Here is a 25,463-nt window from a genome sequence, read left to right as displayed (position 1 = left end):
TCGACTAGTCAGTCGCGGTACTCGGCCTGCGGCGAAGTTTTACAGTCACGTAACTTGATGTCAATCGGTATCGATAACGTTTTCGACTCGCTGGCGATGGACCCCTTGCGGGGCCCTATCATCATCGGCGTGGTGTTTCAGCAGCGCGTCAAGATGTCGGATGTGGCACGTACAGCCGGCGTCTCCGTCGCGACCGTGTCGAAGGTTGTCAATGGCCGCTACGGCGTGGCCCAGGCAACCGTGGAGCGCGTCCAGCAGGTCATCCACGAGCTCGGCTACGAGGCGAGCCTGGGGGCGCAGAGCCTGCGCAGCCACCGCACCAACGTGCTCGGCATCCTGGTCGCGGAGTTCGAGCCGTTCTCGACCGAGCTACTCAAGGGGGCGTCCCAGGAGGTCGCGGGCAGCGGCTACCAACTGCTGGCCTACTCCAGCGGGGACGGCGAGGGTGCCGCGGTGGGGTGGGAGCGGCGCTCGCTGGCCCGTCTCTCCGGCACCCTCATCGACGGCGCCGTGATCGTCACACCGACCGTGGTCGAGACCGAACACAGCTTCCACGTCGTGGCCGTCGACCCGCACACCGGGCCGTCCGACCTACCCACCGTCGACTCGGACAACTTCGCCGGCGCCGTGCTGGCGACCAACTACCTGCTGTCCCTCGGCCACCGGCGGATCGGGCACATCAGTGGCCGCGCCGACCTGAAGTCGGCGCGGCTGCGCGAGGCCGGCTTCCGCAGCGCGATGGCCGACGCTGGCGTGCCGGTGGACGAGCGCCTCGTCCGCGTCGGCGGATTCCGGATCGAGAGCGCCGCCGGCACCGCCGCGGAGCTGCTCGCCCTCGCCGACCGGCCGAGCGCGATCTTCGCCGGTAACGACCTCTCCGCGATCTCCACGATGAATGTGGCCCGCGACATGGGCCTCTCGGTGCCCGACGACCTCTCGGTGATCGGCTTCGACAACGTGCCGGAGTCGGCGCTGGTCAACCCGCCGCTGACGACCATCATGCAACCGCTGCAGCGGATGGGCGCCGAGGCATTGCGCCTCCTCGTCGACCTGATCGCCGGCGTCGACCGGGACACCCACATCCGGCTCCCCACCGAACTGGTCATCCGTTCGTCCTGCCGCGCGCTGCACTGACTGGGGCACGCGACAGGGCGCCCGGGGTACGCGACAGGGTGGCGGAACGTGAAACCCGCCTAAGGCGAGAATTCTCCCCCTAGGTTCGATGCGCAGGAGGCAGCCGAACCGGGGAGAGACGTGGACAGCTATCCGGCGATCGAGGATCACGGACTTATCGGCGACCTGCAGACCGCCGCGCTGGTGACGTGTGACGGGACGATCGACTGGTTCTGCGCGCCGCGATTCGACTCGCCGAGCATCTTCGCCGCGCTGCTGGACAAGGAGAAGGGCGGCTACTTCCAGATCGCGCCACACGACGTGCGGTACGTGACCAAGCAGCTCTACCTCCCCGGCACACCCATCTTGATCACCCGGTTCATCAGCGCCGACGGGGTGGCCGAGGTGATGGACTTCATGCCGGTCACCGGCGAACGCGCCACCGACGCGCACCGCCTGGTCCGCACCGTCACCATGGTCCGCGGCAGCATGCGCTTCCGGGTGGAGTGCCGGCCGCGGTTCAACTACGCCCGCGAAGAGCATCGGCTGGAGCGCCACCAGAACGGCTACGTCTTCCGCGGCCGGACGGCGACGCTGACGTTCAACCCGGTCGACCCGGTGCGGCGGTTGATCGCCGAACAGGGTGACATCCAGCTTGAGGGGGGTGACCTGGTCGGGTACAGCACGCTGAATGAAGGCGACACCGGCGGGGTGGTCCTGGAGACGGGCGGCACCGAACCGCGCATCATCTCGCCGGACGAGATCCAGGGCATGTTCGAGTGGACCCAGGACTACTGGCGGCGCTGGGTCGAACGTTCCCGCTACACGGGCCGCTGGCGGGAGATGGTCGAGCGCTCCGCCATCACACTGAAACTCATGACGTACGCGCCCACCGGCGCGATGATCGCCGCACCCACCGCCGCGCTGCCCGAACTGGTCGGCGGAACCCGCAACTGGGACTACCGCTACACCTGGGTCCGCGACACCTCGTTCTCGGTGCACGCGCTGCTCGGCCTCGGCTTCACCGAGGAGGTCAGCCGGTACATGGACTGGCTGGACGAGCGGATCCGCGAGGCCGGCGACCATCAGGACCCTCTGAAGATCATGTACCGGGTGGACGGCTCCTCCGACCTGCACGAGGAGGTTTTGGAGCATCTGGAGGGCTACCGCGGCTCGCGGCCGGTACGCATCGGTAACGGCGCCGCCGACCAACTCCAACTCGACATCCACGGCGAGGCGCTCTACGCCATGCACCTCGCCGACGAGCAGGGCATCCGCGTCTCGCACCAGGTGTGGAAGAGCACCGTCCGGCTCGTCGACTGGCTGTGCCACAACTGGGACCAGCCCGACGCCGGCATCTGGGAGAGTCGCCACCACCCCCGCAACTACACCTTCGGCCGGGTGATGTCCTGGGTCGCGCTGGACCGGGCCATCCGGCTGGCCACCCGCACCGGTCGCCCCGGGGACATGGCCTGCTGGACCAAGCAACGCAACCGCATCTACAACCAGGTCATGGAACGCGGATACGACCGGCGTCACGGTTCCTTCGTGCAGGCGTACGACGAGTCGGTGCTCGACGCGGCGCTGCTCGCCATGCCGGCGGTCGGATTCGTCACGCCGAGCGACCCACTGTGGCAGTCCACCTTGCAGGCGATCGAACGCGAACTGGTCTCCGACAGCCTGGTCCACCGGTACGACCCGGTCCACTCCCCCGACGGTCTCCCCGGCCACGAGGGCACCTTCAACATGTGCACCTTCTGGTACGTCGAGGCGCTGGCCCGTTCCGGCCGCCTCGACGACGCCCGCCTCACCTTCGAGAAGATGTTCACCTTCAGCAACCACCTCGGCCTCTACGCCGAGGAGATCGCCTCGACCGGGGAGCAGATCGGCAACTATCCCCAAGCATTCAGCCACCTCTCATTGATCAACTCGGCGCTGACGCTCAACGACCTGCTCGACACCGAGGCCGACGCCCGCCGCCGCCGGTAGCGCGGCCATACCGGTCCGTCACCGGCGCTGCCGCGCCGGACGGCGGGAAGGGCTTGACGCCCCCACGTCCATCACGCATGGTCGACACGCATCGACGTTCTCAAATATATTGGACGCTGGAGGAACTGATGAGAGCCTTCCTCACCACCGCCACGGCTGCCGCCCTCCTGCTGGCCACCGGCGGCGCATCCCACGGCCAGCCACCGGCCGACGCACCCTGTGCCGGGCAGATCCACCCGAACCCGGGGTTCGAGCGCGGCACCACCGGCTGGACCGCCGGCCCCCGCATCGTCGTGCTCGGCGACGCGGCCCGACCCGCCCACACCGGCCGCGCGTACGCCGCCTTCGCGGGCCTGGACGTGACGCATTCCGACCTGCTGCGCGCCACCGTCACCGTGCCACCCGACTGCAACCTGACGGTCAGCTTCTGGGTCCGGACCACCACCACCGAGACCAGCCGAGGCGACTACCTCAACGTCGGGCTGGCGGTCACCGGAATACCCCCGAAGACGAGGTTCTCGCTGGCCTTCGACGGCGGGGCGCAGTGGCGGCAATATTCCATGTCCAGCGGAACGGCGACGACCGAGCGCACCGCGACGGCCAGCTTCCTGGCCAGCGAAACGGCCGGCAACGGCGCCACCGCCTTCGACGTCGACGACGTGACCTTCACGCTGAGCTGACCCACGGCGGCGGCAATTTCTCCTGGGCGAAGCGCGGAACCGACCCTATGCTTGCCGCCGAACCCACGACGACCCGGCCGGGGTCGCGGGAAGCACCGATACGAGGATCTGCGAATGCGCCGGAAGTCCGCCCTGAGCAACGGCACTGCTGGCGTCAGGGACGTACCACCGGACGGCCAACCGACGGCCTCCGCCGCGGCAGCTGTCACCCGCCGATCCGCGGTCGCCGAGGAACAGGCGTTCCTGGACCTGGCCGCGGCCCGGCGCGACACGCTGGCCGACCACCTTCAGGTCGAGCTCTCCTCGCCGGCCCTGGACGCGGTGGAAGGGGCCCGGCAGCGGCTGCTCCGCCAGCAGTACGACGAACTTCGCCAAGCACGGGAAGGGCTGGTCTTCGGGCGCCTCGACGGCCTTGACGGCACCGTCCGCCACGTCGGCCGGATCGGTCTCCGCACCGACGCCGAGGGCAGTGAGCCACTGCTGGTGGACTGGCGCGCTCCCGCCGCCCGGCCGTTCTACACCGCGACCGCCGTCGACCCACAGGGTCAGGCACGGCGGCGGCACATCCGCACCACGGGATCGACAGTCGTCGGCGTGGACGACGAACCCCTGGACGGGACCACAACGGCGGAACTCGTCGGCGAAGGCGCTCTCCTGGCCGCCCTCGACCAGCGGCGCACCGGTCGCATGTCGACGGCGATCTCCACCCTGCAACGCGAGCAGGACGACATCATCCGGGCTGAGGCGACCGGCCCGCTGATCGTTCAGGGCGGTCCCGGCACGGGCAAGACCGTGGTGGCTCTGCACCGCGTCGCGTACCTGCTGTTCACCCACCGGACCATGGCCGACCAGGCGGTCCTGGTCCTCGGCCCCTCGCCGCGATTCCTTCAGTACATCGCCCAGGTGCTGCCCGCGCTGGGCGAGACCGCCGTCGTCTCGGCGACCTGCGACACCCTACTGGCCGACGTCCACGTCAGCCGCGACGAGAGCCGACCTCTCGCCGAGATCAAAGGTCGCGCCGTCTGGCAGTCCGCGCTCGAAGGCTACGTCGCGTCACTGCTCCCCCGGCCCCGCGAGCTGAAGCTGCGCTGGGAGGGTGAGTTCTACGTCCTTCCCGCCGAGACTGTGGCGCAGGCGCTCACCTCGGCGGTGCAGGGACGGCCGTACCACCGCGCCCGCGCGGCGTTCGCCGAGCAGGTCCACCACCTCCTCGCCGACGTCGTCGCCGAGCAACGCGAGGCGCTGATGGACGAGATGGAGGAGGGTTTCGAGGACATCCTCGCCCGCGTCGACCACAGCATGGGGCATGACCAATTCCCCGCCCGGACCGCCACCGGCAGCGACGCCGACGGGTTGCTCTCCGAGGAGGAGATCGAGCAGCTCCGGAGTCGGATCGCCGAGAACCCCACCATCGCCCGGTTCATCACGGCCTGGTGGCCGACCCTCGACGCCGCAACCCTGCTGACTGATTTCCTGGCCGACCGCGCCCTGCTGGCCCGGTTCGCACCGCAGTTGACCCCCGAGGAGATCGTCGCCGTCGCGGCCGAGCCCGCCGGGTGGGCGTCGAGCGACATTCCGCTGCTCGACGCCCTCGCCGACCTGCTCGGCGATGTCGACGCCCCACCACCACCGGGTGAGTTCGTCGCCGACCGTGCCCGCCGGCAGCGCAGCTGGGTGTACGGCCACGTGGTCATCGACGAGGCTCAAGAGCTGTCGGAGATGCAGTGGCAGATGGTTCTCCGCCGCTGTCCCAGCCGCTCGATCACCGCCGTCGGTGACATCGACCAGGCGGAGGCGGCGCACCGGCACACCAGTTGGGCACAGGCGGTGCAGGCTGTCTTCGGAGACCGCTGGACCGCCGCGGAACTCACCATCTGCTACCGGACCCCGCGCGAGGTCATGGACCTCACCGGCCCGGTCCTGACGAAGGCCGGCAGCCACAACACCCCGCCACGAGCGGTGCGCTCCTCCGGCATCGCCCCCTGGGAGCTCGCGATCACACCCGCCGAGCTCGCTGCCGCCGCCGTCGAAGCGGTACGGCAGTTGCAGCGACGCTGGCACGGTGGGACGGTCGGCGTCATCGCCCCGGCGAGCCGCATAGCCGAACTCCGGACCGCGCTGGGTGACACGCCGGTCCTCACCGCCGGCCAGTCCAAGGGCTTGGAATGGGACGCGACGCTGCTCATCGACCCGGAGGGCATCGCCGCCGAACCGCGCGGCTGGAACGGCCTCTACGTCGCGCTCACCCGATGCACCCAGGAGCTCGGACAGCTGACACTGACGGAGCAACCACCCGCCACCTGACCTCTCCGCTGGACGGGTGGCCGGTGCACCGTCAGCGACCGTACGTCTCCAACAGCCGCAGCCACACCTCACTGACGGTCGGGTACGCCGGAACCGCGTGCCACAACCGGTCCAGCGGGACCTCACCCACGATGGCGATCGTCGCGGCGTGGATCAGTTCCGCCACGTCCGGACCGACGAGGGTGCAGCCGACGATCACCTTGCGGTCCTCGTCGACGACCATCCGGGCGTGGCCCTGGTAACCATCGGCGTGGAGGGCGGCCCCGGCAACGCGGCCCAGGTCGTAGTCCACCACCCGGATCCGCAGTCCGGCCGCCTCGGCCGCGGCCGCCGTCAGGCCCACCGACGCGATCTCCGGGTCGGTGAAGACCACCTGTGGCACCGCGCGCTCGTCGGCCGTCGCCACGTGCCGGCCCCACCGGCCGTCCTCGACCGTCGCACCCGTCGCCCGAGCCACGATCACATCGCCGACCGCCCGCGCCTGGTACTTGCCCTGATGGGTCAGCAGCGCCCGCCGGTTCACGTCGCCGGCGGCGTACAGCCACTCCCCGCCGCCCACCACGCGCATGGTGTCGTCGACCGCCAGCCAGGCACCGGGCGCCAGCCCGATGCTGTCGAGGCCGATATCGCGGGTGTTCGGTGTACGACCAACCGCCACCAGCACCTCGTCCGCCTCGATCCGCTCACCGGAGGCGGTGTCGAGATGGACGGTTCCGCCGTTGTCGCGCTTGACGGATACCGCCTCCGCGCCGAGGCGTACCGACACGCCGGCGTCGCGCAACGAGTCCGTGACCCGCGCACCGGCGAACGGCTCCGCCGACGGCAACACACCATCGCGAGCCAGCATCGTCACCGACGAACCCAGGGCGGCGAACGCGGTCGCCATCTCGGCCGCCACCACGCCACCACCGATGATGGCGAGCCGGCGGGGAACCGAGCTGGCCGAAGCGGCCTCGCGGCTGGACCATGGCGCGGCCGCACGGAGGCCCGGGAGATCCGGCAACAGAGCGCTGCTGCCGGTGGCGACAACCACCGCGTGCCGCGCGGTCAGCGTCGTCGCGACGCCGTCGACGCCGGTCACCTCGACGACCCTGGCCGACGTGATCCGCCCATGACCACGGTGCAGCGCGATGCCGACCGACTCCAACCACGAAACCTGCCCGTCGTCGTGCCAGTGCGAGGCGAAGGAGTCCCGCCGGGCCAACACCGCGGCCGCGTCCAGGTCGCCCGTCACCGCCTCACGCGCACCCGGTAGGTGGCGAGCCGCCCGCAACGCGGACGCGCTGCGCAGCAACGCCTTGGTCGGCATGCAGGCCCAGTACGAGCATTCACCACCGACCAGTTCCCGCTCGACAATGGCGGCGGTCAGCCCGCCCTGCACGACCCGGTCGGCGACGTTCTCCCCGACCGGACCTGCGCCGATCACGACGACGTCGTACTCGATGGCGGTCATCTCAGTTGTCCTTCGCCGTACGGCCGAGGCGGATGGCCGCGATCAGGAAGAAGATGGCGCCGGGGATGGCGTAACCAGCCGCGTTGGTCAGCGACGGGTGGTCCGCCGAGGCGCCGACGATGAAGGATCCACCAGCCAACACCGAGATGCCACCACTGATGATCATCGGCCACTGGCCGCCCATCGACCGACGGGTGACGCCGACGATCAGCTGGACCAGGCCGGCGACGATCGCCCAGGCACCCCACACCCGCAGGACAGCGGGAACACCGGACGCGCCCGCCACACCCACTCCGACCGCCGTGAGCAGGCTCACCGCGGCGTTGACATACAGCAGGACCGGCGAGCCGGTGGCCCGCGACGACCGGAGGTCGTAGATGGCAGCGCCCACGTCGAACAACGGGTAGAGCACGAACAACGTCACCGCGAGGGGACCGATCTCCTTGGCGGTGGCGATCGTCACGAGTGCCCACACGATGGCGAACGCGAAGCGGACGAAGTACAGCCGCCGCAGCGCGGACGCGGTCTGGGAGAGGCGGGGTGAAGCAGCGATGGTGGTCACGGGTGACCCTTTCAGCGGAGGGATAGGTAGAACGAACGTTCTGTCTCTCCGAGAATGACACCCCGGACCCGCCCTGTCAAGACCGAACGTTCTACCTACCTCCACGGTCATGCCGTACTCCAGGTCCCTTCACCTCCACCAGACCGAACGTTCTATCCGCTACGCTGGTCGGATGACGCGCGGCACACCCGACACCCGGCCCTCCGAGGCGCGCCTCCGGCTGCTCACCACCGCGATCCGGCTCTTCTATTCCGAAGGCATCCACTCCGTCGGCATCGACCGGATCATTTCCGAGGCGAAGGTGACCCGGGCGACCTTCTACCGGCACTTCCCCAGCAAGGACGACCTCATCCTCGCCTACCTGCGGGAGATCCACCGGATGGAGCGCGAAGCGGTCGACACGGCCATCGCCACCCATTCGTCGCCGGTCGACCCACTCCGGGCGATTGCCGGCTCCATCGCCCGAAACATCCAGTCGCCCGGGTTCCGTGGATGCGCCTTCCTCAACGCCGCGGCGGAGTATCCCGCCACGGAACACCCGGTACGTCAGGAGATCATCGCCCACCGGCAATGGTTCCTGGACACGCTCACCACGCTGATGGCGCAGGTCCACCAGGAAACGGCTGATCCAGCCGCGCGCCACTTCGTCATGCTCCGCGACGGCGCCATGGCCGCCGGGTGCCTTTTCGACCCCGCGCTGGTGTCCGAGACCTTCCTGCGCGGCGTCGACGGCCTTCTGGAGATCAATGCCGAGCGTCAGTCGACCGGATCTGCCGGATAGCCGTACGACGTGTCCGCCACCGCCGCGCGCTCACGCCTCGCGGTCGCGAACGTCGGGTGCTGTCCCGCCGATCGGCGAGGCGGGCACCTCCAGTGGCCGCCCCCGGCTGCGCAGCGCGTCGAGTAACGCGACCAGGGCCAGCGCTGCGGCGACCACGATCAGCCCGACCATCGGCACCCCGTGGGCCGACACCGGCGTGGCCAGCAGCAGGACCGCCAGTCCGATGATGCGGGAACGGGAGACCCGGCCGAAGATCTCGTACTCCAGCCGCATACGGGCGACGAGGAAGAGCAGCGGGCCGCCGACGACGAACAGGAGCCAACAGGGCTGCGGCCGTCCGAACGGATCATCGATCACCAGCTCGTAACCGACCGACGTGACGAGCACACTGAGCACGAGCAGCAGGTGCGTCCACTCCGACGCCGCGCCCAGCCGGGCGGGCATGGCCGCCCGATCCAACGTGTCGGTCAGCAGCAGACCGGCACGGTGGAAGTAGATCCGCCAGAGCAGCGCGCTGGTGGTGAACGCGACCGCGAAGGCGACGGCCCGTATCGGGGAGTAGTCCCGGCCGCTGAAGACCACGCCGATGACCAGAATGGACTCACCGAGGGCGATGAGAAACATCTGCTGGTGACGGTCGGCAAGATGGGTCCCCGCGATCTGCCATTGGCGCACCTTCGCGGCCCCGAGCCACGGCAGCGGCCAACCCAGGGCCCAGGCGAGGTAGTCGACGGCGAGGGCGGCAGCCCACAGCGGCAGGCGAAGTCGGTCCGGGCCCAACGCCCCGGCCAGCCACAGTGGCGCGCTCACGGAAGCCCACGCCGCCAGCCGGAGCGGCACCTGCCGTCGGGGGTGGCCACGCAGCGCGGCGGCGATCACCAACGGCCGCACCACCATCACCATCAGGTACGCGGCCACGAACGGCAGCGCCCGCTCCTCCATGGCACGGGGCAGCGTCACCGCCATGATCAGCCCGGCGAACATGGTGCCGACCACGACGGCCTGGATGATCGGCTGCTCCGGCTCATAGCGACTGGTGATCCAGGCGGTGTGCGACCAGATCAACCAGAGCGCCAGGAAGAGCAGCAGGGTACGTCCGAACCCGCTGACAAGCGCCCAGCCGGTGTCATCGCCCAAGCTGGCGAATCGTTGCGAGACCCGGGTGAGGGCCACCACGAAGGCCAGATCGAAGAAGAGCTCCAGGAACGTCGCGCGGCCCGAGCTGGCGGGTGGACGCAGCAGTTCGGCACCCCGCGCCGCCATCGTCCGCCTCCGTCCGCCCGTTCCTAGCAAACGAGCCGGCAGCCAGCGGAGTTGCGTCCGGACCAGCGACCCGAGATCTGTAAACAACCCTTGATATTAATCGTCACGAGCGTCAATATGTGGAGGTCACGGGTCGCCGAAGCCTGGGGAGTGAGCCATGAGAAGCCGTCGGATTTTCGCAGTGGTGGCCGGGGCGGCGATGACCCTCACGGCCGCCGTCGCCTTCGTCCCCACCAGCCTGGCCGCGGTCTCCCCGAGCACCGCCGTCCCGATGGTCGTCTGCACCGCACCGACCTGGGCCGAGGGCACCACCTACCAGGCGGGCGGCCAGGTCACCTACGGTGGCCGGCTCTACCAGGCTCTGGTCACCCACACCGCGCACCCCGGCGCCGGCTGGAACCCCGCCGCGACCCCGTCACTCTGGCGTGACCTCGGCGCGTGCTCGGGAGGCACCCCACCGCCCACCACGACGCCACCGACGACGCCACCGACGACCCCACCGCCCACCACTCCACCACCGACCACGGCTCCCCCCACCACGCCACCGCCGACCGGCGGAACCTGCGCGGTGAAGTCGCGCCCCACCGGCAAGGTGTTGCAGGGCTACTGGGAGAACTGGGACGGCGCCGCCAACGGCGTACACCCCGGACTCGGCTGGATCCCGATCACCGACAGCCGGCTCAACCAGCACGGCTACAACGTGATCAACGCGGCGTTCCCGGTGATCCGCCCGGACGGCACGGTCCTCTGGGAGAACGGCATGGACGCTGGCGTGAAGGTGGCCACCCCGGCCGAGATGTGCCAGGCCAAGGCGGCCGGCGCCACCATCCTGATGTCGATCGGCGGGGCCGCCGCCGGCATCGACCTGAACTCCACCGCGGTCGCCGACCGGTTCATCGCGACGATCGTGCCGATTCTGACGGCCTACCACTTCGACGGCATCGACATCGACATCGAAACCGGCCTGACCGGCAGCGGCAGCATCACCACCCTGTCGACGTCGCAGGCCAACCTGATCCGGATCATCGACGGCGTGCTGGCCCGGATGCCGTCGAACTTCGGCCTGACCATGGCCCCGGAGACGGCCTACGTCACCGGTGGGAGTGTGGTCTACGGCTCGATCTGGGGCGCGTACCTGCCGATCATCAAGAAGTACATGGACAACGGCCGGCTCTGGTGGCTGAACATGCAGTACTACAACGGCAGCATGTACGGCTGCGCCGGCGATTCGTACCCGGCGGGCACCGTGCAGGGCTTCACGGTCCAGACGCAGTGCCTCAACAACGGCCTCACCATCCAGGGCACCACCATCCGGGTGCCGTACGACAAGCAGGTCCCGGGCCTGCCCGCGCAGATCGGAGCGGGCGGCGGCCACCTGTCGACGTCGCTGGTCACGCAGGCCTGGAACTCGGTGCCCGGCCTCAAGGGCCTGATGACCTGGTCGGCGAACTGGGACGGATCGAAGGGCTGGACCTTCGGCGACAACGTGAAGCGCCTGCAGGGCCGGTGACCGGTGAGCGCACCGCCGGCCAGCCTCCCGACGGGCGCGGGCCCAGCGCCGCGACGCCACCAGGTTTGCCATTGACTTGAGTCGATGTAGGGTGGGAACGCTCCCAGATTGCGCCACCACCCACTCACTCGAGGAGCCGACATGTCCCGACGGCGGTATCGCCCGGCCACCATGCTGGCCGGGCTGTTCACTCTGGCCCTGACCGCGATGCTGCTCCCACCGGCATCGGTGGCCGGCACCGCAGCAGCCGGCACATCCCACACCCGCGCGACGCCACTCGCCGAACTGACCGTGGTGTCCGAACGGGTCGCGTTCGGCCTGCAACGGCCGATCGCGATCACCGGGCTGCCGGACGGCCGGATGCTGATCGCGGAGAAGAACGGCACCGTCCGCGCCTACCACCCCGACACCGGCCTGACGGCCGATCCGGTGCTCGACCTGACCGCGCGGATCGACACGTCGAACAACGAGCGCGGCCTGCTCGGCATCACGCCGGCGCCGAACTTCGCGCGGACCGGGATGCTCTACGTGGCCTACACGAGCCTTCCGGCCGGCGCGCTGACCCTGGCGCGGGTGCCCCTCAACGCTCCGGAGCGGGTGCAGGTGCTGCTCACCCAGGAGCACGCCGAGTACGGCAACCACAACGGCGGCCAGGTGGCGTTCGGCCGCGACGGCTACCTCTACTGGTCCCTCGGTGACGGCGGCCACGCGAACGACCCGTTCAAGTCCGGTCAGAGCCTCAGCACCCTGCTCGGCAAGATCCTGCGGATCGACGTCAACCGCTCCTGCGGAGCAAAGCCCTACTGCGTACCCTTCGACAACCCGTTCGTCCGCACGCCGGGCGCGCGGCCGGAGATCTGGGTCTACGGGCTGCGCAACCCGTGGAGGTTCTCCATCGACCCGGTCGACAACTCGCTGTGGATCGGTGACGTCGGGCAGGGCCTGATCGAGGAGATCAACCACATCCGTCCGTCCCAGCGGGGCGCCAACCTCGGCTGGTCCTGCCGAGAGGGCACGCCGGTCTTCGACGAGACGCAGTGCCGCCCGGGCGTGCGCTTGACCGACCCGGTCGTCGAGTACGACCACTACATGACGGAGAACTGCTCCATCATCGGCGGCCTGGTCTACCGGGGGTCGGTCACCCCGGAGGCGCGCGGCACCTACATCGCGAGTGACTACTGCTCGACCCGCGCGTTCGCCGTGCGGGCCAAGCCCACGGGTGGCTACGAGTCCGCTGAGATCGGCACCTTCCCCACCCAGCCGACGGCGTTCGGCGCCGACGTGAACGGCGAACTCTACGTGCTCAGCGACCTGCCGGGCTGGCTGAGCAAGGTGCGGTTCGAGCGGGTCCAGCCGACCCCCGGCGGCGGTACGGCGAACCGCTGAGCCTCGCGAGGTGCCGGCACCAGGGCGGCCCGGCGATCAGTGGCCCTCCGCGGAGGGTTGATCGCCGGGCCGCCCGGCTGTGCGCCGCGCCGGGTGGGCGCGGCTCACCCGGTCAGAGGCCGGCGGCGTGAGCGGCGGGGGTACCGCCGACCACGGGGAGGACGATCTTGCTGCTCTTCAACGCGACCTGCAGGTTCGCGGCGGTGGTGTCCGCCTGGCTGGAGTACTGCGGGTAACTGGCCACGATGATCACACCGATCCGGTGGCCGGGCTTGAAGACGTAGTCCTCCGGCAACAGCGGGAAGCTGAAGTTGTACGACTCCCCCGGCACCAGCGGCACCGCGACCCGGATCGACTGCCGGTTCTGGGCGTCCATGATGCCCTTGGTGACCAGTTCGTAGTCGGCGGTGGCCACCCGCTTCGCCGTCTGCTTGTAGCAGCCGTCGTCGGTCGGGCTGCTCTCGCCCCAGCAGTCCGACGTGTCCAGGGTGATGATCCCCTCGCCGGAAGCCCGGTGCGCGACCCGCTCGTCGGTGCCGTAGTCGACCAGGATCGCCCCGAGGTTGGTGTCGGTCTGGTCGGCGGAGGCCCGCAGTTGCACGGTGGGCGTGCCGGAGATGTGCAGCGGCGCCGAGAGCGGCGCGGAGAGGAACGCCAGCCGGTTGGGCTGCACCACGTCCGGGTTGAGGATCATGGTGTTCTGGCTCTGCGTGCGGCTGTCCTGGAACGCCCCGGTCGCCGGCTTCGCGGTGGGCACCAGCCCGAGACCGCCCGCGCCCGTGGTGCCGGGCTGGAGGAACACCTCGGTGTCGGTCATGCCGGGGATCGGCCAGTCGGCGTGGGTCTCCCACACGTCGGCGGACCGCTCCAGGTCCACCCGCGGCTCGTCCATGATGCCGTTGGCGACGCCCTGCAACCAGAAGTCGAACCACCGGTGCAGCGTCGACACCCACACCGCGCGGCGCGAGTCGAACGGGTCGACGTGGCCCTCCTGCGACAGCCACAGCTTGCGCGGCACGTTGTTCTCCGCCAGGGCGTACCAGAACTTGCTGAAGTGGTCCGGCCGGACGTTGTCGTCGTTGAGGCCGTGGTAGAGCAGCACACTGGCGGTGACGTTGGGGACCTTCTTGACGTAGCTTCGCTCGTTCCAGAAGGACGTGTAGTCGCCGTGCTCGTCGCCGTCGGCGGCGCCTATCGCGTCGCGCACCGGCTTGCAGTAGTCCCGGCGCTCGGGGTTGGTGACCGTGTTGGCCAGCGACGACACGTAGCTGTTGCCGCGGGTGACGACGCCGTTGCTGCGCACGTAGTCGTAGTACTCGGTCGGTCCGCTGATCGGCACGACGGTGGTCAGGCCCTTCACGCCGGTCACCGCCGTGGCCATGGCCAGCGAGCCGTCGTACGACTTGCCGATCATCCCCGTCTTACCGTTGTGCCAGTCCGCCTTGACGATCTCACCGGCGGCGTTACGGGCGGTGGCCCGACCGTTGAGCCAGTTGATGGCCTGCTTGGCGCTCAGGTTGTCCTGGTTGGCGTTGGTGGTCGGGCAGCCGGTGGAGTTGTTCGTGCCGACCATGTCCAGCAGGATGACCGCGTAGCCACGCGGCACGAAGTAGTTGTCGTAGAACAGCGGCCACTTGTCCAGCAGCCCGTCGCCGTCGAGGTCCGCCTTGCACTCCGACTCGTTGCCCCGGCAGACCGTCGAGTAGTACGGGCTGGCGTCCATCACCACGGGGGCCTTGAGCCCCTGCGCTGTGGCCGCCGGCCGCATCAGGTCGAACGCGATGATGTCGCGCAGACCGTCGTTGTCGCTGTCGAAGGTGGAGTCGATGAAGAGGCGTTCCCGGATGGCGTCGGCGTAGCCGAACACCGGCTGGGTGACGCCGTCCTGGACGACGATCGACGGCGGGCCGTCCGCCGCCAGCGCCTGCGGCGCCGCGCCGAGGGCGGCGAGCACCGTCGCGGACAGGACGGCCACGCCTCTGCGCCAGCGCGTTCCCACTGTAGCCATGCATTCTCCTTGATATGTCCGAGGCTGCGTACGCTACGAGCCGCCGGCCGGTGCCACCACCTGCACGTGTAGGAACTTCGCCCGGTGTGGTTCGACGGGTGCGGCCCCCGCTCGCCGGGGAGGTCCGCGCGGCACCGGGCTGGCCTACGGCTGGCCGGCCAGCACCAACTCCCGCAGCCGCTGGTCGAGTGCCGGGGCGTCCAGGCCCCCCGGCCAGCCGCGGAGCAGGGCGCCACCCTTGCCTACCAGGACGATGGTCGGCGGTTCCCGTACCGCGTACGAACGCCAGATCGTCTGCTGGTCGTCCAGGACGACCGGATAGTCCACCCGGTGAGCGCGTAGGTAGTCCTGGACCTCGTCGGCCTCGTCCGCGCCGGCCACGCCGACGAAGACCACCCGGTCGCGGTAGCTGCGGGCCAGCTCACTGAGGGCGGCCTGGCGGCTGGCGCAGGTGGTGCACCAGGAGGTGAAGAAGGTGAGTACGACGGGACGCTGCGCCCACACCTCGGCGGCGGCGAACGGTGTGCCGTCGGTCAGCGCGCCGGTGAACGCCGGGGCGGCCGGGGCGGTGCCGGGCACCGGGCGCAAGGCCAGGTCGGCCGGGACCGGCCCGGGCAGCGCCGCCGCTCCTCCGACCGGCGTCGGCGGGGGCGCGGGCTCGGGCGTGCTGCATCCGGCCAGCAGCGTCGCCGCCAGCACCAGCGGTAGGAGGGCCCGCCTCATGACGGGACCACCGCCACCAGCGCCGGGCCTTCGCTGTCGTCCGGCGTCAGGTCGAGCGTCGGCCGGCCGTCCACCTCCAGGCGGTAGGAGGCCCGCTGCGGTACGCGTACCGGTACGGCGAACTCGCAGTAGGTGGGCAGGCGTTCGACTCCCAGGTCCTCGGCGAAAGCGGCCACCGCGGTCCCCGCCGGCAGTAGCCCGCTGGCCAGCGCCGCCCCGTCCGGGTCGAGCACGCGAAACGGCGCCCGGTTGTGGAAGTGCTGGAACGGACCGGTGCCGGCGCAGTCCACGCCGGCGGCCCGGATGTTGATGTCGCGAACCAGGACCCGGACGGTCGTCGGGGAGACCTTCTCCTGGGCGGCGCCGACCGCTCCGCAGCCGGTCAGGCCGGCCACCAGCAGGGGCAACAGAGTCATGGTGCTTCGCCGCACGTCATCCTCCTCTCGCCCGCCTGCTGGTTCCGCGGCGGTAGGCCGCCGCGGAACCAGCAGGAACGGGGTCAACCTCGGGCGCCGGTCAGGACTTCTCGACCCGGCACTGCTTGGTCACCGTCTTCGTCGGGTCGCTCTCCGAGGTCGCGGTGAGCTTCACGAAACCGGTGTCCGCGGCGGCGGCGGTGGCGCCCACCGACACCTTCACCGTGGTGGCCTTGCCGAACTGCGCGGTGGCGAGCTGGTTGGGCAGCCAGGTCCGCCAGCCCTTGCCGGCCACCTCCGCGGACAGGCGGTAGACGTCCGACTTCAGGTACGCGCTGACGTTCTCCGGGTGCTGCTGCCCGCCGGCCGAGTAGGAACCGGTGTTGGTCAGCTCGAACGAGCAGGTCACCCCACGGTTGGTGGGCTTGCCGCCGCTGGTCACCTCTCCCTTGCCCAGGGTCACGCCGTGGCTGCTCGGCCCGCCGGTGCCGTCGAGCGAGCGCACCGCCACCGTGTAGGACAGCGAGCCGGCCGAGTCCCGCTTGAGGTCGATGATGTAGAAGTGCAGCCGGTTGGCCTCATCGACGTACTCGTACTGGCTGCCGGTGTCCGCGCCGGCGTGGAACAGCGCGTCGGAGAGCTGCCGGTAGTCACCCATGGTGATCTTCTGCGGGGTGCCGTCGGGCCGGTAGAAGTCGACCATGTCGATGTCCTGCGGGTTGGCGTCCACCACCCACTGGAAGGGCGCGCTGTCGGCGTTCTTCGTCTTGCTCAGCAGCACACCGCTGTCCGGGGTGAACGAGTCCGCGCCCATCCGGTCGACGACCTCGACGGTGTAGTTGTTGAAGTTGCCGCCGTCGCACAGCGGGTCGGTGGTGACCCCACACGCCGGCGACAGGTCCTTGTTCAGCGCGATGTTCAGGCCGCTGAGACCCTTCGGGCCGGCATCGACCGCCCGAGCGGTGACCTGCGCGACCACCAGGCCCGAGGAGGCCAGCGACTCCCGGGACAGCCGCAGCACGTGCTCCTCGCCGAGCAGGCCGATCTTGAGCTTGTCCCGCAGGGTGTGCAGCGAGCCCATCGACCCGCCGTTGGTGGGCGGGATCTGCCAGCGGGTGTGCGGACCGCCCGGGCCGTTGAACGACCCGCGCGACATCATGCTCCAGATCCCGGTGTACGCCCGGCGCAGCGGCTCGCCGTACGGGTTGTTGTAGTTGTCGCCGATGCCCAGCAGATGGCTCAACTCGTGGGCGTAGACGCCCATGCCGGAACTCTCCCCCTGCGTCGAGGAACCGCCGCCGGCGTTCGGCCACAGTGTCGCCGCCGCCTTCCAGGAGGTCCAGTCCACGTAGCGGGTCTTCGCCCAGTTCGGCAGGTTGGGGTCCGGTGGGCCCCAGGCGTCCGGCACGTCCTCCTTGTTCTGGAAGATCATCTGCCCGAACTCCTGCCAGGTCGACGACTCGTCCTGGCCGGCGCTGAGGATGAACACCAACTCGTACTGGTTGGCGACCTCGTCGCCGACGGCCGCCCGCCAGGCGCCCAGGCCATCGGTGCGGATGTTCTTGCCGCACACGTCCCCACTCGGGCAGGCGCCCGGGTTGAACCCGTTGTCCAGACCGTACTGGTAGGACTTGGCCGGCATCTGGTATGGCCCGAACCCGGCGAGGTCGACGCCGTAGCGGCCGTTGGAGTCCTGCATCCAGTACTCGTGCAGGGTGTGACCCTTGTTGAGGGCGTTCGGGGTGTTCAGGAAGTCCTGGTAGAACTGCGGCACGTCCGCCCGGGGGATGTTGGTCGCGACGGACTGGGGGTTGCCGAACACCGTCGAACGGGCCCGCTGGGACACCGCGAACGTCTCGTCGGGATAGTCCAGCGCCACCAGGGCGATCTTGAAGTTGCGGACCGACCCCGACACGCTCGGGTCGGCCCAGTTCCTGCCGGGCACAGCCTTGTAGTCGTTCCAGGTCATCGTGTCCGGGTTCTGCCAGGCCTGCGGGTCGAGGACCTGGAACGGCGCGGTGCCGCCGGCCGGGTTGGCCGGAGCGGCGGCGGCCTGCGCCGCCCCGGTCGCCACGAGCGTGGTCACCACGGCTGCGGCCAGTACGGCCCGCCTCAGCCGCGTTCGATGGGGAGTAGCACGGTGCACGGAACCACCTCTCGTCGGAGGGAAACGCGGCGCTGGCGTCCGGGTGGGGGTATCGCGGAACACCTGTCAGCAGGCCGCGCAGCGAATCTAGGAGGGCGGGCCGGTACCGGTCACCGTGCAGATGTCGGCAGGTGGGCCGACGACTTCCGACACCTGAAGGACCAGCGCCCGCCGCGGATCAGCCAGGGCGGTCCCCGAAAGCCGGATCGGCGGTCGCCGCGAGGGCCCGCAGCACGTCCTGGCGCACCCGCTCGGCGGCCGGCCCGGACAGCGGCCCGCGCGGTGGCCGGCACCGCCCGCCGAACCGACCGGCGCACTCCATGGCGAACTTGACGGCCTGCACGGACTCGGGCCGGGAGGCCCAGCCGAGGATCGGGTGCAGCTCGGTGTAGAGCGGTAGCGCCCGGCCCAGGTCGCGGGCGACGCACAGGTCGTACAGGCGCGCGGCCTGGCGGGGCAGCGCGTTGGGCAGGGTGGCGACCCATCCGGTGGCGCCGCACAGCACCAGTTCGAGCACCACGTCGTCGGCGCCGACCAGCACGTCGACGTGCGGGCAGAGGTCCCGCAGACGATGCAGTCGGCGTACGTCGCCGGTGACCTCCTTGACCGCGACGATCCCGTCGATCTCGGCGACGGTCGCCAGCAGGTCCGGGGTGAGGTCCAGCCGGCTGTCGTACGGCTCGTTGTGGGCGACCACCGGCAGGCCGACCGCCGCCACCTCCCGGTAGTGGGCGACCACGTCGGCGGTGCGGGCGGCCGGCCCGTCAGGTGGCCGTGCGAGCACGCCGTGGGCACCGACCTCGGCGGCCTGCTCCGTCCAGCGGCGGGCCTGCCGGCTGCCGTGACCGCCGACGCCGGGCACCACCGCGCAGCCGGACGGCGCGGCCTGCACCGTCGCCCGCACCACGGCGGCCCGCTCGTCGTCGGAGAGGGCCCGGTACTCCCCCATCGACGCGCACGGCGCGACCCCGTGGCACCCCTCGGCGGCGAGCCACCGGACGTGTTCCTGGAGCTGGTCGAAGTCGACCGACAGGTCGGCACGGAACGGCGTGGTGATGGCGACCAGCATGCCCCGCCAGGGCCGACCAGTTCCCACTCGGAAGTCCCCTTTCCGCGCCGGCACCGCCCCGCATCGCACCGTGCGCGGCGGCGCTGGTGCGGTGCGTACCGGAACCCTAGGAACGTCCGTCGCCCGCGGTCTTCGGACAGATGCCGAAACAGTGGCGCGGCCGGCCGTCTTTTTGTCGAGAGTTCGACAGTGGACCTTGCGCGATGACCCACCCGCACCGGAGGGTAAGGACTGGCGGTCGCGCGATCCCTGTCACCAGCGCAACCTGGGGAGTTACATGCACGGTGAGCTCCAGCGAATCGTCGACGCCGTCGCCGCCCGGGTGGGGCGACCCGCCCTCATCGAGGACCGGCGACAGCGGGTGGTCGCCTACAGCGAGCACGACGGCCCGATGGACGACGTCCGCCGGACATCGATCCTGCGCCGGCAGACGACGCCCGAGGTGATCGCCTGGTTCCGGGGCATGGGCGTGCTCACGGCGCACGCGCCGGTCCGCACCCCGGCGTGCCCCGAGCTGGACCTGCTGGCGAGGGTCTGCGTGCCGATCCGACACGACGACCTGCTGCTCGGGTTCGTCTGGTTCATCGACGCGGACGGCTCGATGACCGACGCCGACATCGCCACCGCGACCGGCCCTTTCGCCGACCTGTCGCTGGCCCTCTACCGGGAGAACCTGCTCGGTGAGCTCGCCTCGCAGCGGGAGACCGAGGCCACCCGCACCCTGCTGGTGGAGAGCCGGCAGGCACGCGAGCACGCGGCGCGGGCACTGCTGGAGGAGGGCGTGGTGGCCGCCGACGGGTCGACCGTCGCTCTCGTCGCCCAGCTCGTGCCGGCCGGCGGACGGCAGCCCGACGAGGTGGCCCGGATCGCCCTGGAACAGGCCCTGGTCACCACCCGCCGGTGGATCGGAGTGCGGGAGACACTGCACCTCGTCTGGCACGACCACGGGGTGTTGCTGGTCTGCGGCGACCGGGTCGCCGGCCGCCCCTCGCCGGAGGCCGCCGCAGGGCACCTGAGCGAGGCGCTGGGCACCGCGACCCGGGGCCTGGCCTCGGTGGACCGCACCGTGACCGGGATCGGCCAGCCCCGCGCCGGGCTGTCCAGCGCGATCGAGTCGTACCAGGAGGCCGCGCAGGCCGCCCGGGTCGGTACGCAACTACCCGCGCTGGGCGGAGTCGTCTCCTGGGCCGGCCTGGGCATCTACCGGGTGCTGTCCCAGCTGGACAGTCAGCACCTCGACGTCGCGGGCGTCCACCCCGGCCTGGAGCGGCTGCTGCGCGACGACGCCCACCAGGTGCTGCTGGAGACCCTGGAGGCCTACCTCGACCTGGCGGGCAACGCGCACGCGACCGCCGAGAAGCTCCGCCTGCACCGGACCACCCTCTACTACCGGCTGCAACGGGTGGAACGGCTCGCCGGGACCGACCTCAAGGACGGCAACGAACGGCTGTGCCTGCACCTGGCCATGAAGCTCGGCCGCCTCACCGGTCACTACCGTACGGCGTGACGCCGCCGGCCAGCCCCGAGACGGAGAAGGGTGACCGCGCCGGTCTCCCCACTGCGGCCGGAAGGCCCCCGGCTGCGGAGAGACCTGAGGTTGAGGCCCGTGTCGCGGAGCCCGGTCGATCGGGTCGTCGACATGGCGGCCCGACCCCCCGTAGGTAATCATGAGGCGTGCGCATCCCTGGACGGCTGAGCGTCTCGGCTAAGTGGACGGTCTGCGGGGTTGCCGTGGCGGTGGCCCTGACCGCTTTCCTGCTGAGTCTGGGCTTCGGCCGCACCAACGTACGCGACGCCGCCGACTCACTCGCCAGCGTCGCCTCGGCCATCGTGGGCCTCCTGTCTCTGGTGGTGGCCATCTATTTCGGGGTCCGGGCGCAGACGTCCACGGGTACGCCGACCGACCGGTTGACCGCCGCGGCTGACGTGCTGCGCCATCGGGTCCGCCGGCAGTGGGAGCAGGAGATCGCGACACGGCGGCTCGAACATCCTCGGCCGCTGCGCCTGCGCTGGGTCCTCACCGGCCGTCCGGCTGGTGAGACGTCCTCGGTGGTGACCGACGGGCAGTTGCTGGAACCGGCCGACCGGGTGCCGGCGGCCGGGATGGTGCGGCAGTTCCGCGCGCTGACCAACCGGCAGCTGCTCATTCTGGGCGCGCCCGGCTCGGGGAAGAGCACACTGGCGCTGCTGTTCACCATGGCCGCGCTGGAGCCGGGTGAGAAGGTGCCGGTGCTGCTGCCGCTGGCCGGGTGGCGCCCTGACCTCCAGGACCTGCGTGGCTGGGCGGCCGAATGGATCGGTGACACCTATCCCGAGCTGGCCAACGAGCAGAAGTACGGCCCGGGTGCGGCGCGGGCGCTGGTCGACCACGACCGGGTGCTGCTGGTGCTCGACGGCCTCGACGAGATGCCGCAGGCGCTGCGCGCGGCGGCGGCGCGCGAGCTGGGTGATGTGGCCACCCGCAACGGTCTGAACACCGTGGTGACCTGCCGGGCGGCCCAGTACGAGGAGATCGTGGCCGAGGCGGGCCGCCTGCCGATGGCCGCCGAGGTCACGATCAGCCCGGTCACGGTCGAGGATGCGATCGAGTTCCTGACCGGCCCGGAGCCGGCGGGCAGTCGCCGCTGGGAGCAGATAGCGCGGGTGATGCGGGCCGCACCGGGCGGCTGGCTCGCCGAGGCACTGTCGACGCCGCTGATGATCGCCCTGGCACGGACGGTCTACGGCCCCGGCGCGACCGACCCCGACGAGTTGACCCACCTGACGTCGCGGGCCGAGGCCGAGAGTCACCTGCTCGACCAGTTCCTGGTCGGCACCTACGGGAGCCGCGAGAAGGCCCGCGGCCCGGAGCGGTGGCTGAGCACGCTGGCCCGCCATCTGGAGCATCGACTGTTCAGCCCGACCCTGACGTGGTGGGACCTGCCCCGGGCGGTGCCGTCGGCGGTGATCGTCGGCACGGTCACCTTCGTGATCGGGCTGACGGGGGCGGTCAGCTGCGCCCTGATCGAGCCGTTCCCGGGTACCGCGGGCGACAATGCCCAACTGGGCGCGGCACTCGGCCTGGGCGCGGGCATCGTCTCGGGCCTCGGCGCGGGACGCAGCCGGGCCCGGCGCGACGTGGGCGACCCGGGACGGCTGCGTCGGGTCGGTCGGGTGGTGGCCACCACGGCCCGCGACGCGCTCGCCGCCGTCGTGCTCGTCACCACCGTCGCCGAGGTCATCCGACGGGTCGAGAGCGGCGCCTCGGTCAATCCGGTCACGATGGTCGCCGACACGATCAACGCCGTCGACCTCGGCGGGTCGGTGGACCCGCTCACCGCGTTGCAGGACGCCATCTTCGTCGCGGCCCTGGCCAGCGCGTTCAGCCTGATCAACACGGTGCTCAGCACCTGGCGCAAGGCGTTGCCCACCCGGCCGTCCTGGAATCTGCGCAGACTGCCGGCCCGGCTGCTGTCCGGGATCGCCACCGGGCTCGCCCTGGCGATTCCGATCGGTGCCCTGGTCGGCTTGATCGTCGGTCTCGACGACCTCGACTCCGATGCGGAGATGTGGGCCACGATCATGGCCGATGGCGGCCCCCTCGCCATGTGGACGGTCCTGGCCATCACCGTGGGTATCGGCGTTCCGATCGGCATCGGACGGTGGCTCGCCACGCCCCTGGACGATCAGGCGCCTGTCTCGCCGCGCTCGGTGCTGCGCAGCGACCGCGTCACCTGCCTCACCATCTCCTTGGCCGCCGGGATCTCGGCGGGATCCGGCCTTGCGATCGTGCATCGCGTGGATCCGGAACTGCTCGCCTTCTCGGGGCACTCGGGCGGAACGTCGTTCGGCCCGGCCGGGTTCGGCGGACTGGCCGTCTTCGGCTCGGTTCTGCTGGGCGCGGGGTCACCGTGGACGTCGTACACGGTGGCCCGGGCCTGGTTGGCGATCTGGGGACGCCTGCCGTGGCGGTTGATGGGTTTCCTCGACGACGCGCACCAGCGCGGCATCCTGCGGCAGGTCGGACCGGCCTACCAGTTCCGCCACGACCTGGTGCAGCGGCACCTGGCCGGACAGCCGAGAATCCGCCGCCGGATACGGCCCGCTCGGGAGGCCCGGGAGTTCCCGGACCTCGCGACCCAGTCAAGGGCCGAGCGCGCAGGGTCTCTGCGCTCGCGGATCGGCACGGCGGTCGCCTGCGTCGTCGTGCCGATGGTCGTCGGCACGCTGACCGTGCCGGTGGTCCGCGATCAGGTCACCGACTACTTTCAACGCGTCCGCAGCGCTCAGGCCCACGAGCTCGACCTGGTCGCCGACCGGATCGAGATGACCTCGCCCGAGGACGCGCTGCGGCTGCGCATCGCCGCCGTCGAGATCGACTCCGATCCGAGTTCGAAGAACGAATTGGGCGCCGTTCTGCAGACACCCGCCGGTGTGCCGCGCATGCGCCCTCCTAGTGTCTTCACGGTGGGTCACTGGGCGATCACCCGTGGTGTCGAGCAGCCCCTTCGGGCCTGGGACCTGACCGCCAGCCGGCCGGCTCCGGTCGTCCTGTCCCCGCAGCCGGTCATCTTGGAGGCGGTCAACGACCGCTTCGGAGTGTTCTCGATGAATGATGGTGGCTACACGACTGTCGACTTCGAGAACACGCCGCTGTCTGCGGTCCCGCTGCCGGCCGACATCGATTGGATTCTGAGGCTACGGGCCAACTGGTTGGCCTACCAAGGCATCGACGGGCTCACCTACGTCTCCGACCTCCGTCGTCCGCAGTCCGCGCCTGTCAAGATCGGACCGACCGACCTTCAGCTGCTGGACGACGCGGAAGGCTGGATCGTCTATCAGCGATCCAGCGGCGGTCTGGAAGCCCGACCGCTCGACGGATCCGGGCCAGCGCAACAGATCAGCCCGGACGGCCTGCTGCCGAACGAACAATTGCAGTCAGCCGGGCTGGTGCAGTATTCGACTGACGGGGTGTTCACGGTCCGGGTCCTCCGCTCGGGCCGGGATGTCGCTCTGCACAGCCAGGTCGTCGACGACGCCGTGCTCGGCCCCACCTGGTTCGCTGTCGCGCAAGCCGACGGTTCGGCAGTGCTCTACGAGCGGGACGCACGACAGCAGGACATCTCCCTCGGCGACGACGTCACCGCTCTCGTCGAACTGCCGGACGAATCGCTCGCGGTGACCCACGGTTCGGGGCTCGTGGATCGCTGGCTCATCGACGAGCGCACGGGACAGCCCGCGAAGGAGGAGTTCCTGGCCGGCGTCAATGACGTCGTCCCCGGTGAAAGCGACCATGTGGTCGCGGCCACCCGGCCCGACGGCAGCGTGGCACTGGTCGACCTGCGATCCGACCCGCCGAGCGTGCACGAGGTCGGCGTGGTCGGTTCTGACCCCTGGATCGCCGTGACCCGGGACTGGGCCTTGATTGCTGACGACGACGAGGCGCCCATGACGACGCTGTGGACCATCGCGGACGAGCCACGGGAGGTTGCCGAGCTTCCGGCCAACCCGATCTCCTCGGACACCGCGGATTTCACCGCAGATGAGGTCGACGCGACGCAGTCCTGGATGCTGCTGGAGCGAGCACGGAAGGACGACTACGCGGTCGAGGTGTGGCACCTTCGCGGGACGCCGAGAGCCACCGAGCTCGGGGCGCTGTACAACGGCAGACGGGCGTCGTTCTCGGGCCGCCACCTCGTCTATGCCGACGACGCGGCGGGGACCCGGGTGTACGACCTGCCCGCCGACGGCGACACGCCGCAGTTGCGATCTCAGCGGGAATACGTCTCGGGGATCACCCTCGCAGACGGCGGCGAGTGGGGCCTTCTTGAGCACGGCTCCCAGGAGACGAGCGAAACCTTGATCTCGGTCCAACCACTCGAACCGCGGCCGCCGTCCTTCAACAGGGATCCCTGGCAGGTCGCCTGCGGGCTGGTCAAGACGCCGCTGAGCCAGGAACGGTGGCGGGAGATCGCACCGGCTGGCGCGCCCTACCGGGAGATCTGCAGAGGCAAACTCTACTGAGACCCAGTTGCGCCCGAGCAGCGAAAAGCGAGATCATTCCGCATGCTCGATCCCTCG

General features: G+C 70.3%; 17 protein-coding genes. 9 read left to right on the top strand and 8 right to left on the bottom strand.

Annotation, left to right across the window (positions count from 1 at the left end):
• Window positions 1-129: 129 nt before the first annotated feature.
• The 4 genes from EV382_RS05430 to EV382_RS05415 all read left to right on the top strand — a co-directional run bounded on the left by EV382_RS05430 (window position 130) and on the right by EV382_RS05415 (window position 6,086).
• Complete coding sequence (locus tag EV382_RS05430) at window positions 130-1,134, top strand: LacI family DNA-binding transcriptional regulator (protein WP_130400507.1); 1,005 nt, start codon at window positions 130-132, stop codon at window positions 1,132-1,134.
• Between the two features lie 120 nt (window positions 1,135-1,254).
• Window positions 1,255-3,102: a glycoside hydrolase family 15 protein gene (locus tag EV382_RS05425; protein WP_130400506.1), complete on the top strand. Its 1,848-nt coding sequence runs from the start codon at window positions 1,255-1,257 to the stop codon at window positions 3,100-3,102.
• A 128-nt stretch (window positions 3,103-3,230) separates the two neighbouring features.
• Window positions 3,231-3,782 carry a hypothetical protein gene (locus tag EV382_RS05420; protein ID WP_130400505.1) on the top strand — a complete coding sequence of 184 codons (552 nt, stop codon included), beginning with the start codon at window positions 3,231-3,233 and terminating at the stop codon, window positions 3,780-3,782.
• A 114-nt stretch (window positions 3,783-3,896) separates the two neighbouring features.
• Window positions 3,897-6,086 carry a HelD family protein gene (locus EV382_RS05415; RefSeq protein WP_130400504.1) on the top strand — a complete coding sequence of 730 codons (2,190 nt, stop codon included), beginning with the start codon at window positions 3,897-3,899 and terminating at the stop codon, window positions 6,084-6,086.
• A gap of 31 nt (window positions 6,087-6,117) precedes the next feature.
• Here the strand turns inward: EV382_RS05415 and EV382_RS05410 are convergent, their stop codons facing one another.
• Together EV382_RS05410 and EV382_RS05405 are read right to left on the bottom strand one after the other, a co-directional pair.
• Entirely contained in the window at window positions 6,118-7,539 is a 1,422-nt protein-coding gene (locus EV382_RS05410; protein ID WP_130400503.1) for a dihydrolipoyl dehydrogenase family protein, read from the bottom strand.
• 1 nt (window position 7,540) lies between these two features.
• A complete protein-coding gene (locus EV382_RS05405; RefSeq protein ID WP_130400502.1) occupies window positions 7,541-8,101 on the bottom strand; it encodes a hypothetical protein in 561 nt (186 codons plus the stop codon).
• A gap of 172 nt (window positions 8,102-8,273) precedes the next feature.
• Between EV382_RS05405 and EV382_RS05400 the strand changes: the two genes are divergently transcribed.
• Window positions 8,274-8,882, top strand: coding sequence for a TetR/AcrR family transcriptional regulator (locus tag EV382_RS05400; protein WP_130400501.1), 609 nt, complete (start codon window positions 8,274-8,276; stop codon window positions 8,880-8,882).
• A gap of 30 nt (window positions 8,883-8,912) precedes the next feature.
• Here the strand turns inward: EV382_RS05400 and EV382_RS05395 are convergent, their stop codons facing one another.
• Window positions 8,913-10,145: a low temperature requirement protein A gene (locus tag EV382_RS05395; RefSeq protein ID WP_130400500.1), complete on the bottom strand. Its 1,233-nt coding sequence runs from the start codon at window positions 10,143-10,145 to the stop codon at window positions 8,913-8,915.
• Between the two features lie 157 nt (window positions 10,146-10,302).
• Between EV382_RS05395 and EV382_RS05390 the strand changes: the two genes are divergently transcribed.
• Both EV382_RS05390 and EV382_RS05385 read left to right on the top strand, forming a co-directional pair.
• On the top strand, window positions 10,303-11,655 hold the full coding sequence (locus EV382_RS05390; protein WP_130400499.1) for a carbohydrate-binding protein: 1,353 nt from the start codon (window positions 10,303-10,305) through the stop codon (window positions 11,653-11,655).
• 141 nt (window positions 11,656-11,796) lie between these two features.
• Window positions 11,797-13,041, top strand: a complete 1,245-nt coding sequence (locus tag EV382_RS05385) for a PQQ-dependent sugar dehydrogenase (RefSeq protein WP_130400498.1) — start codon at window positions 11,797-11,799, stop codon at window positions 13,039-13,041.
• A 112-nt stretch (window positions 13,042-13,153) separates the two neighbouring features.
• Here the strand turns inward: EV382_RS05385 and EV382_RS05380 are convergent, their stop codons facing one another.
• From EV382_RS05380 to EV382_RS05360, 5 genes are all read right to left on the bottom strand, one after another.
• Entirely contained in the window at window positions 13,154-15,049 is a 1,896-nt protein-coding gene (locus tag EV382_RS05380) for a CocE/NonD family hydrolase (protein WP_130400497.1), read from the bottom strand.
• A 144-nt stretch (window positions 15,050-15,193) separates the two neighbouring features.
• Window positions 15,194-15,772 carry a TlpA family protein disulfide reductase gene (locus EV382_RS05375; protein WP_130400496.1) on the bottom strand — a complete coding sequence of 193 codons (579 nt, stop codon included), beginning with the start codon at window positions 15,770-15,772 and terminating at the stop codon, window positions 15,194-15,196.
• Window positions 15,769-16,203: a hypothetical protein gene (locus EV382_RS05370; RefSeq protein WP_130400495.1), complete on the bottom strand. Its 435-nt coding sequence runs from the start codon at window positions 16,201-16,203 to the stop codon at window positions 15,769-15,771. Before EV382_RS05370 ends, EV382_RS05375 begins: the two co-directional genes overlap by 4 nt.
• An 85-nt stretch (window positions 16,204-16,288) precedes the next feature.
• Entirely contained in the window at window positions 16,289-18,274 is a 1,986-nt protein-coding gene (locus EV382_RS05365; protein ID WP_244236552.1) for a M6 family metalloprotease domain-containing protein, read from the bottom strand.
• Window positions 18,275-18,512: 238 nt separating this feature from the next.
• Window positions 18,513-19,430, bottom strand: a complete 918-nt coding sequence (locus EV382_RS05360; RefSeq protein ID WP_208758317.1) for a dihydrodipicolinate synthase family protein — start codon at window positions 19,428-19,430, stop codon at window positions 18,513-18,515.
• A 250-nt stretch (window positions 19,431-19,680) separates the two neighbouring features.
• Here EV382_RS05360 and EV382_RS05355 point away from each other — a divergent pair, with 250 nt between their 5' ends.
• Together EV382_RS05355 and EV382_RS05350 are read left to right on the top strand one after the other, a co-directional pair.
• Window positions 19,681-20,910, top strand: a complete 1,230-nt coding sequence (locus EV382_RS05355; protein WP_165435719.1) for a PucR family transcriptional regulator — start codon at window positions 19,681-19,683, stop codon at window positions 20,908-20,910.
• 167 nt (window positions 20,911-21,077) lie between these two features.
• Entirely contained in the window at window positions 21,078-25,406 is a 4,329-nt protein-coding gene (locus EV382_RS05350; RefSeq protein WP_130400493.1) for an NACHT domain-containing protein, read from the top strand.
• Window positions 25,407-25,463 lie beyond the last annotated feature (57 nt).

This window comes from Micromonospora violae (genome assembly GCF_004217135.1).
Classification (GTDB): domain Bacteria; phylum Actinomycetota; class Actinomycetes; order Mycobacteriales; family Micromonosporaceae; genus Micromonospora; species Micromonospora violae.
The sequence above is the reverse complement of the archived record's forward strand: the minus strand, read 5'-3'. Positions and strand labels throughout refer to the sequence as shown.

What these genes read in the sequence shown, in the direction of transcription:
- EV382_RS05420 (WP_130400505.1), top strand. Translation starts at nt 3,231, where the DNA reads ATGAGAGCCTTCCTCACCACCGCCACGGCTGCCGCCCTCCTGCTGGCC.
- EV382_RS05415 (WP_130400504.1), top strand. Translation starts at nt 3,897, where the DNA reads ATGCGCCGGAAGTCCGCCCTGAGCAACGGCACTGCTGGCGTCAGGGAC.
- EV382_RS05410 (WP_130400503.1), bottom strand. Translation starts at nt 7,539, where the DNA reads ATGACCGCCATCGAGTACGACGTCGTCGTGATCGGCGCAGGTCCGGTC.
- EV382_RS05400 (WP_130400501.1), top strand. Translation starts at nt 8,274, where the DNA reads ATGACGCGCGGCACACCCGACACCCGGCCCTCCGAGGCGCGCCTCCGG.
- EV382_RS05395 (WP_130400500.1), bottom strand. Translation starts at nt 10,145, where the DNA reads ATGGCGGCGCGGGGTGCCGAACTGCTGCGTCCACCCGCCAGCTCGGGC.
- EV382_RS05390 (WP_130400499.1), top strand. Translation starts at nt 10,303, where the DNA reads ATGAGAAGCCGTCGGATTTTCGCAGTGGTGGCCGGGGCGGCGATGACC.
- EV382_RS05385 (WP_130400498.1), top strand. Translation starts at nt 11,797, where the DNA reads ATGTCCCGACGGCGGTATCGCCCGGCCACCATGCTGGCCGGGCTGTTC.
- EV382_RS05380 (WP_130400497.1), bottom strand. Translation starts at nt 15,049, where the DNA reads ATGGCTACAGTGGGAACGCGCTGGCGCAGAGGCGTGGCCGTCCTGTCC.
- EV382_RS05375 (WP_130400496.1), bottom strand. Translation starts at nt 15,772, where the DNA reads ATGAGGCGGGCCCTCCTACCGCTGGTGCTGGCGGCGACGCTGCTGGCC.
- EV382_RS05355 (WP_165435719.1), top strand. Translation starts at nt 19,681, where the DNA reads ATGCACGGTGAGCTCCAGCGAATCGTCGACGCCGTCGCCGCCCGGGTG.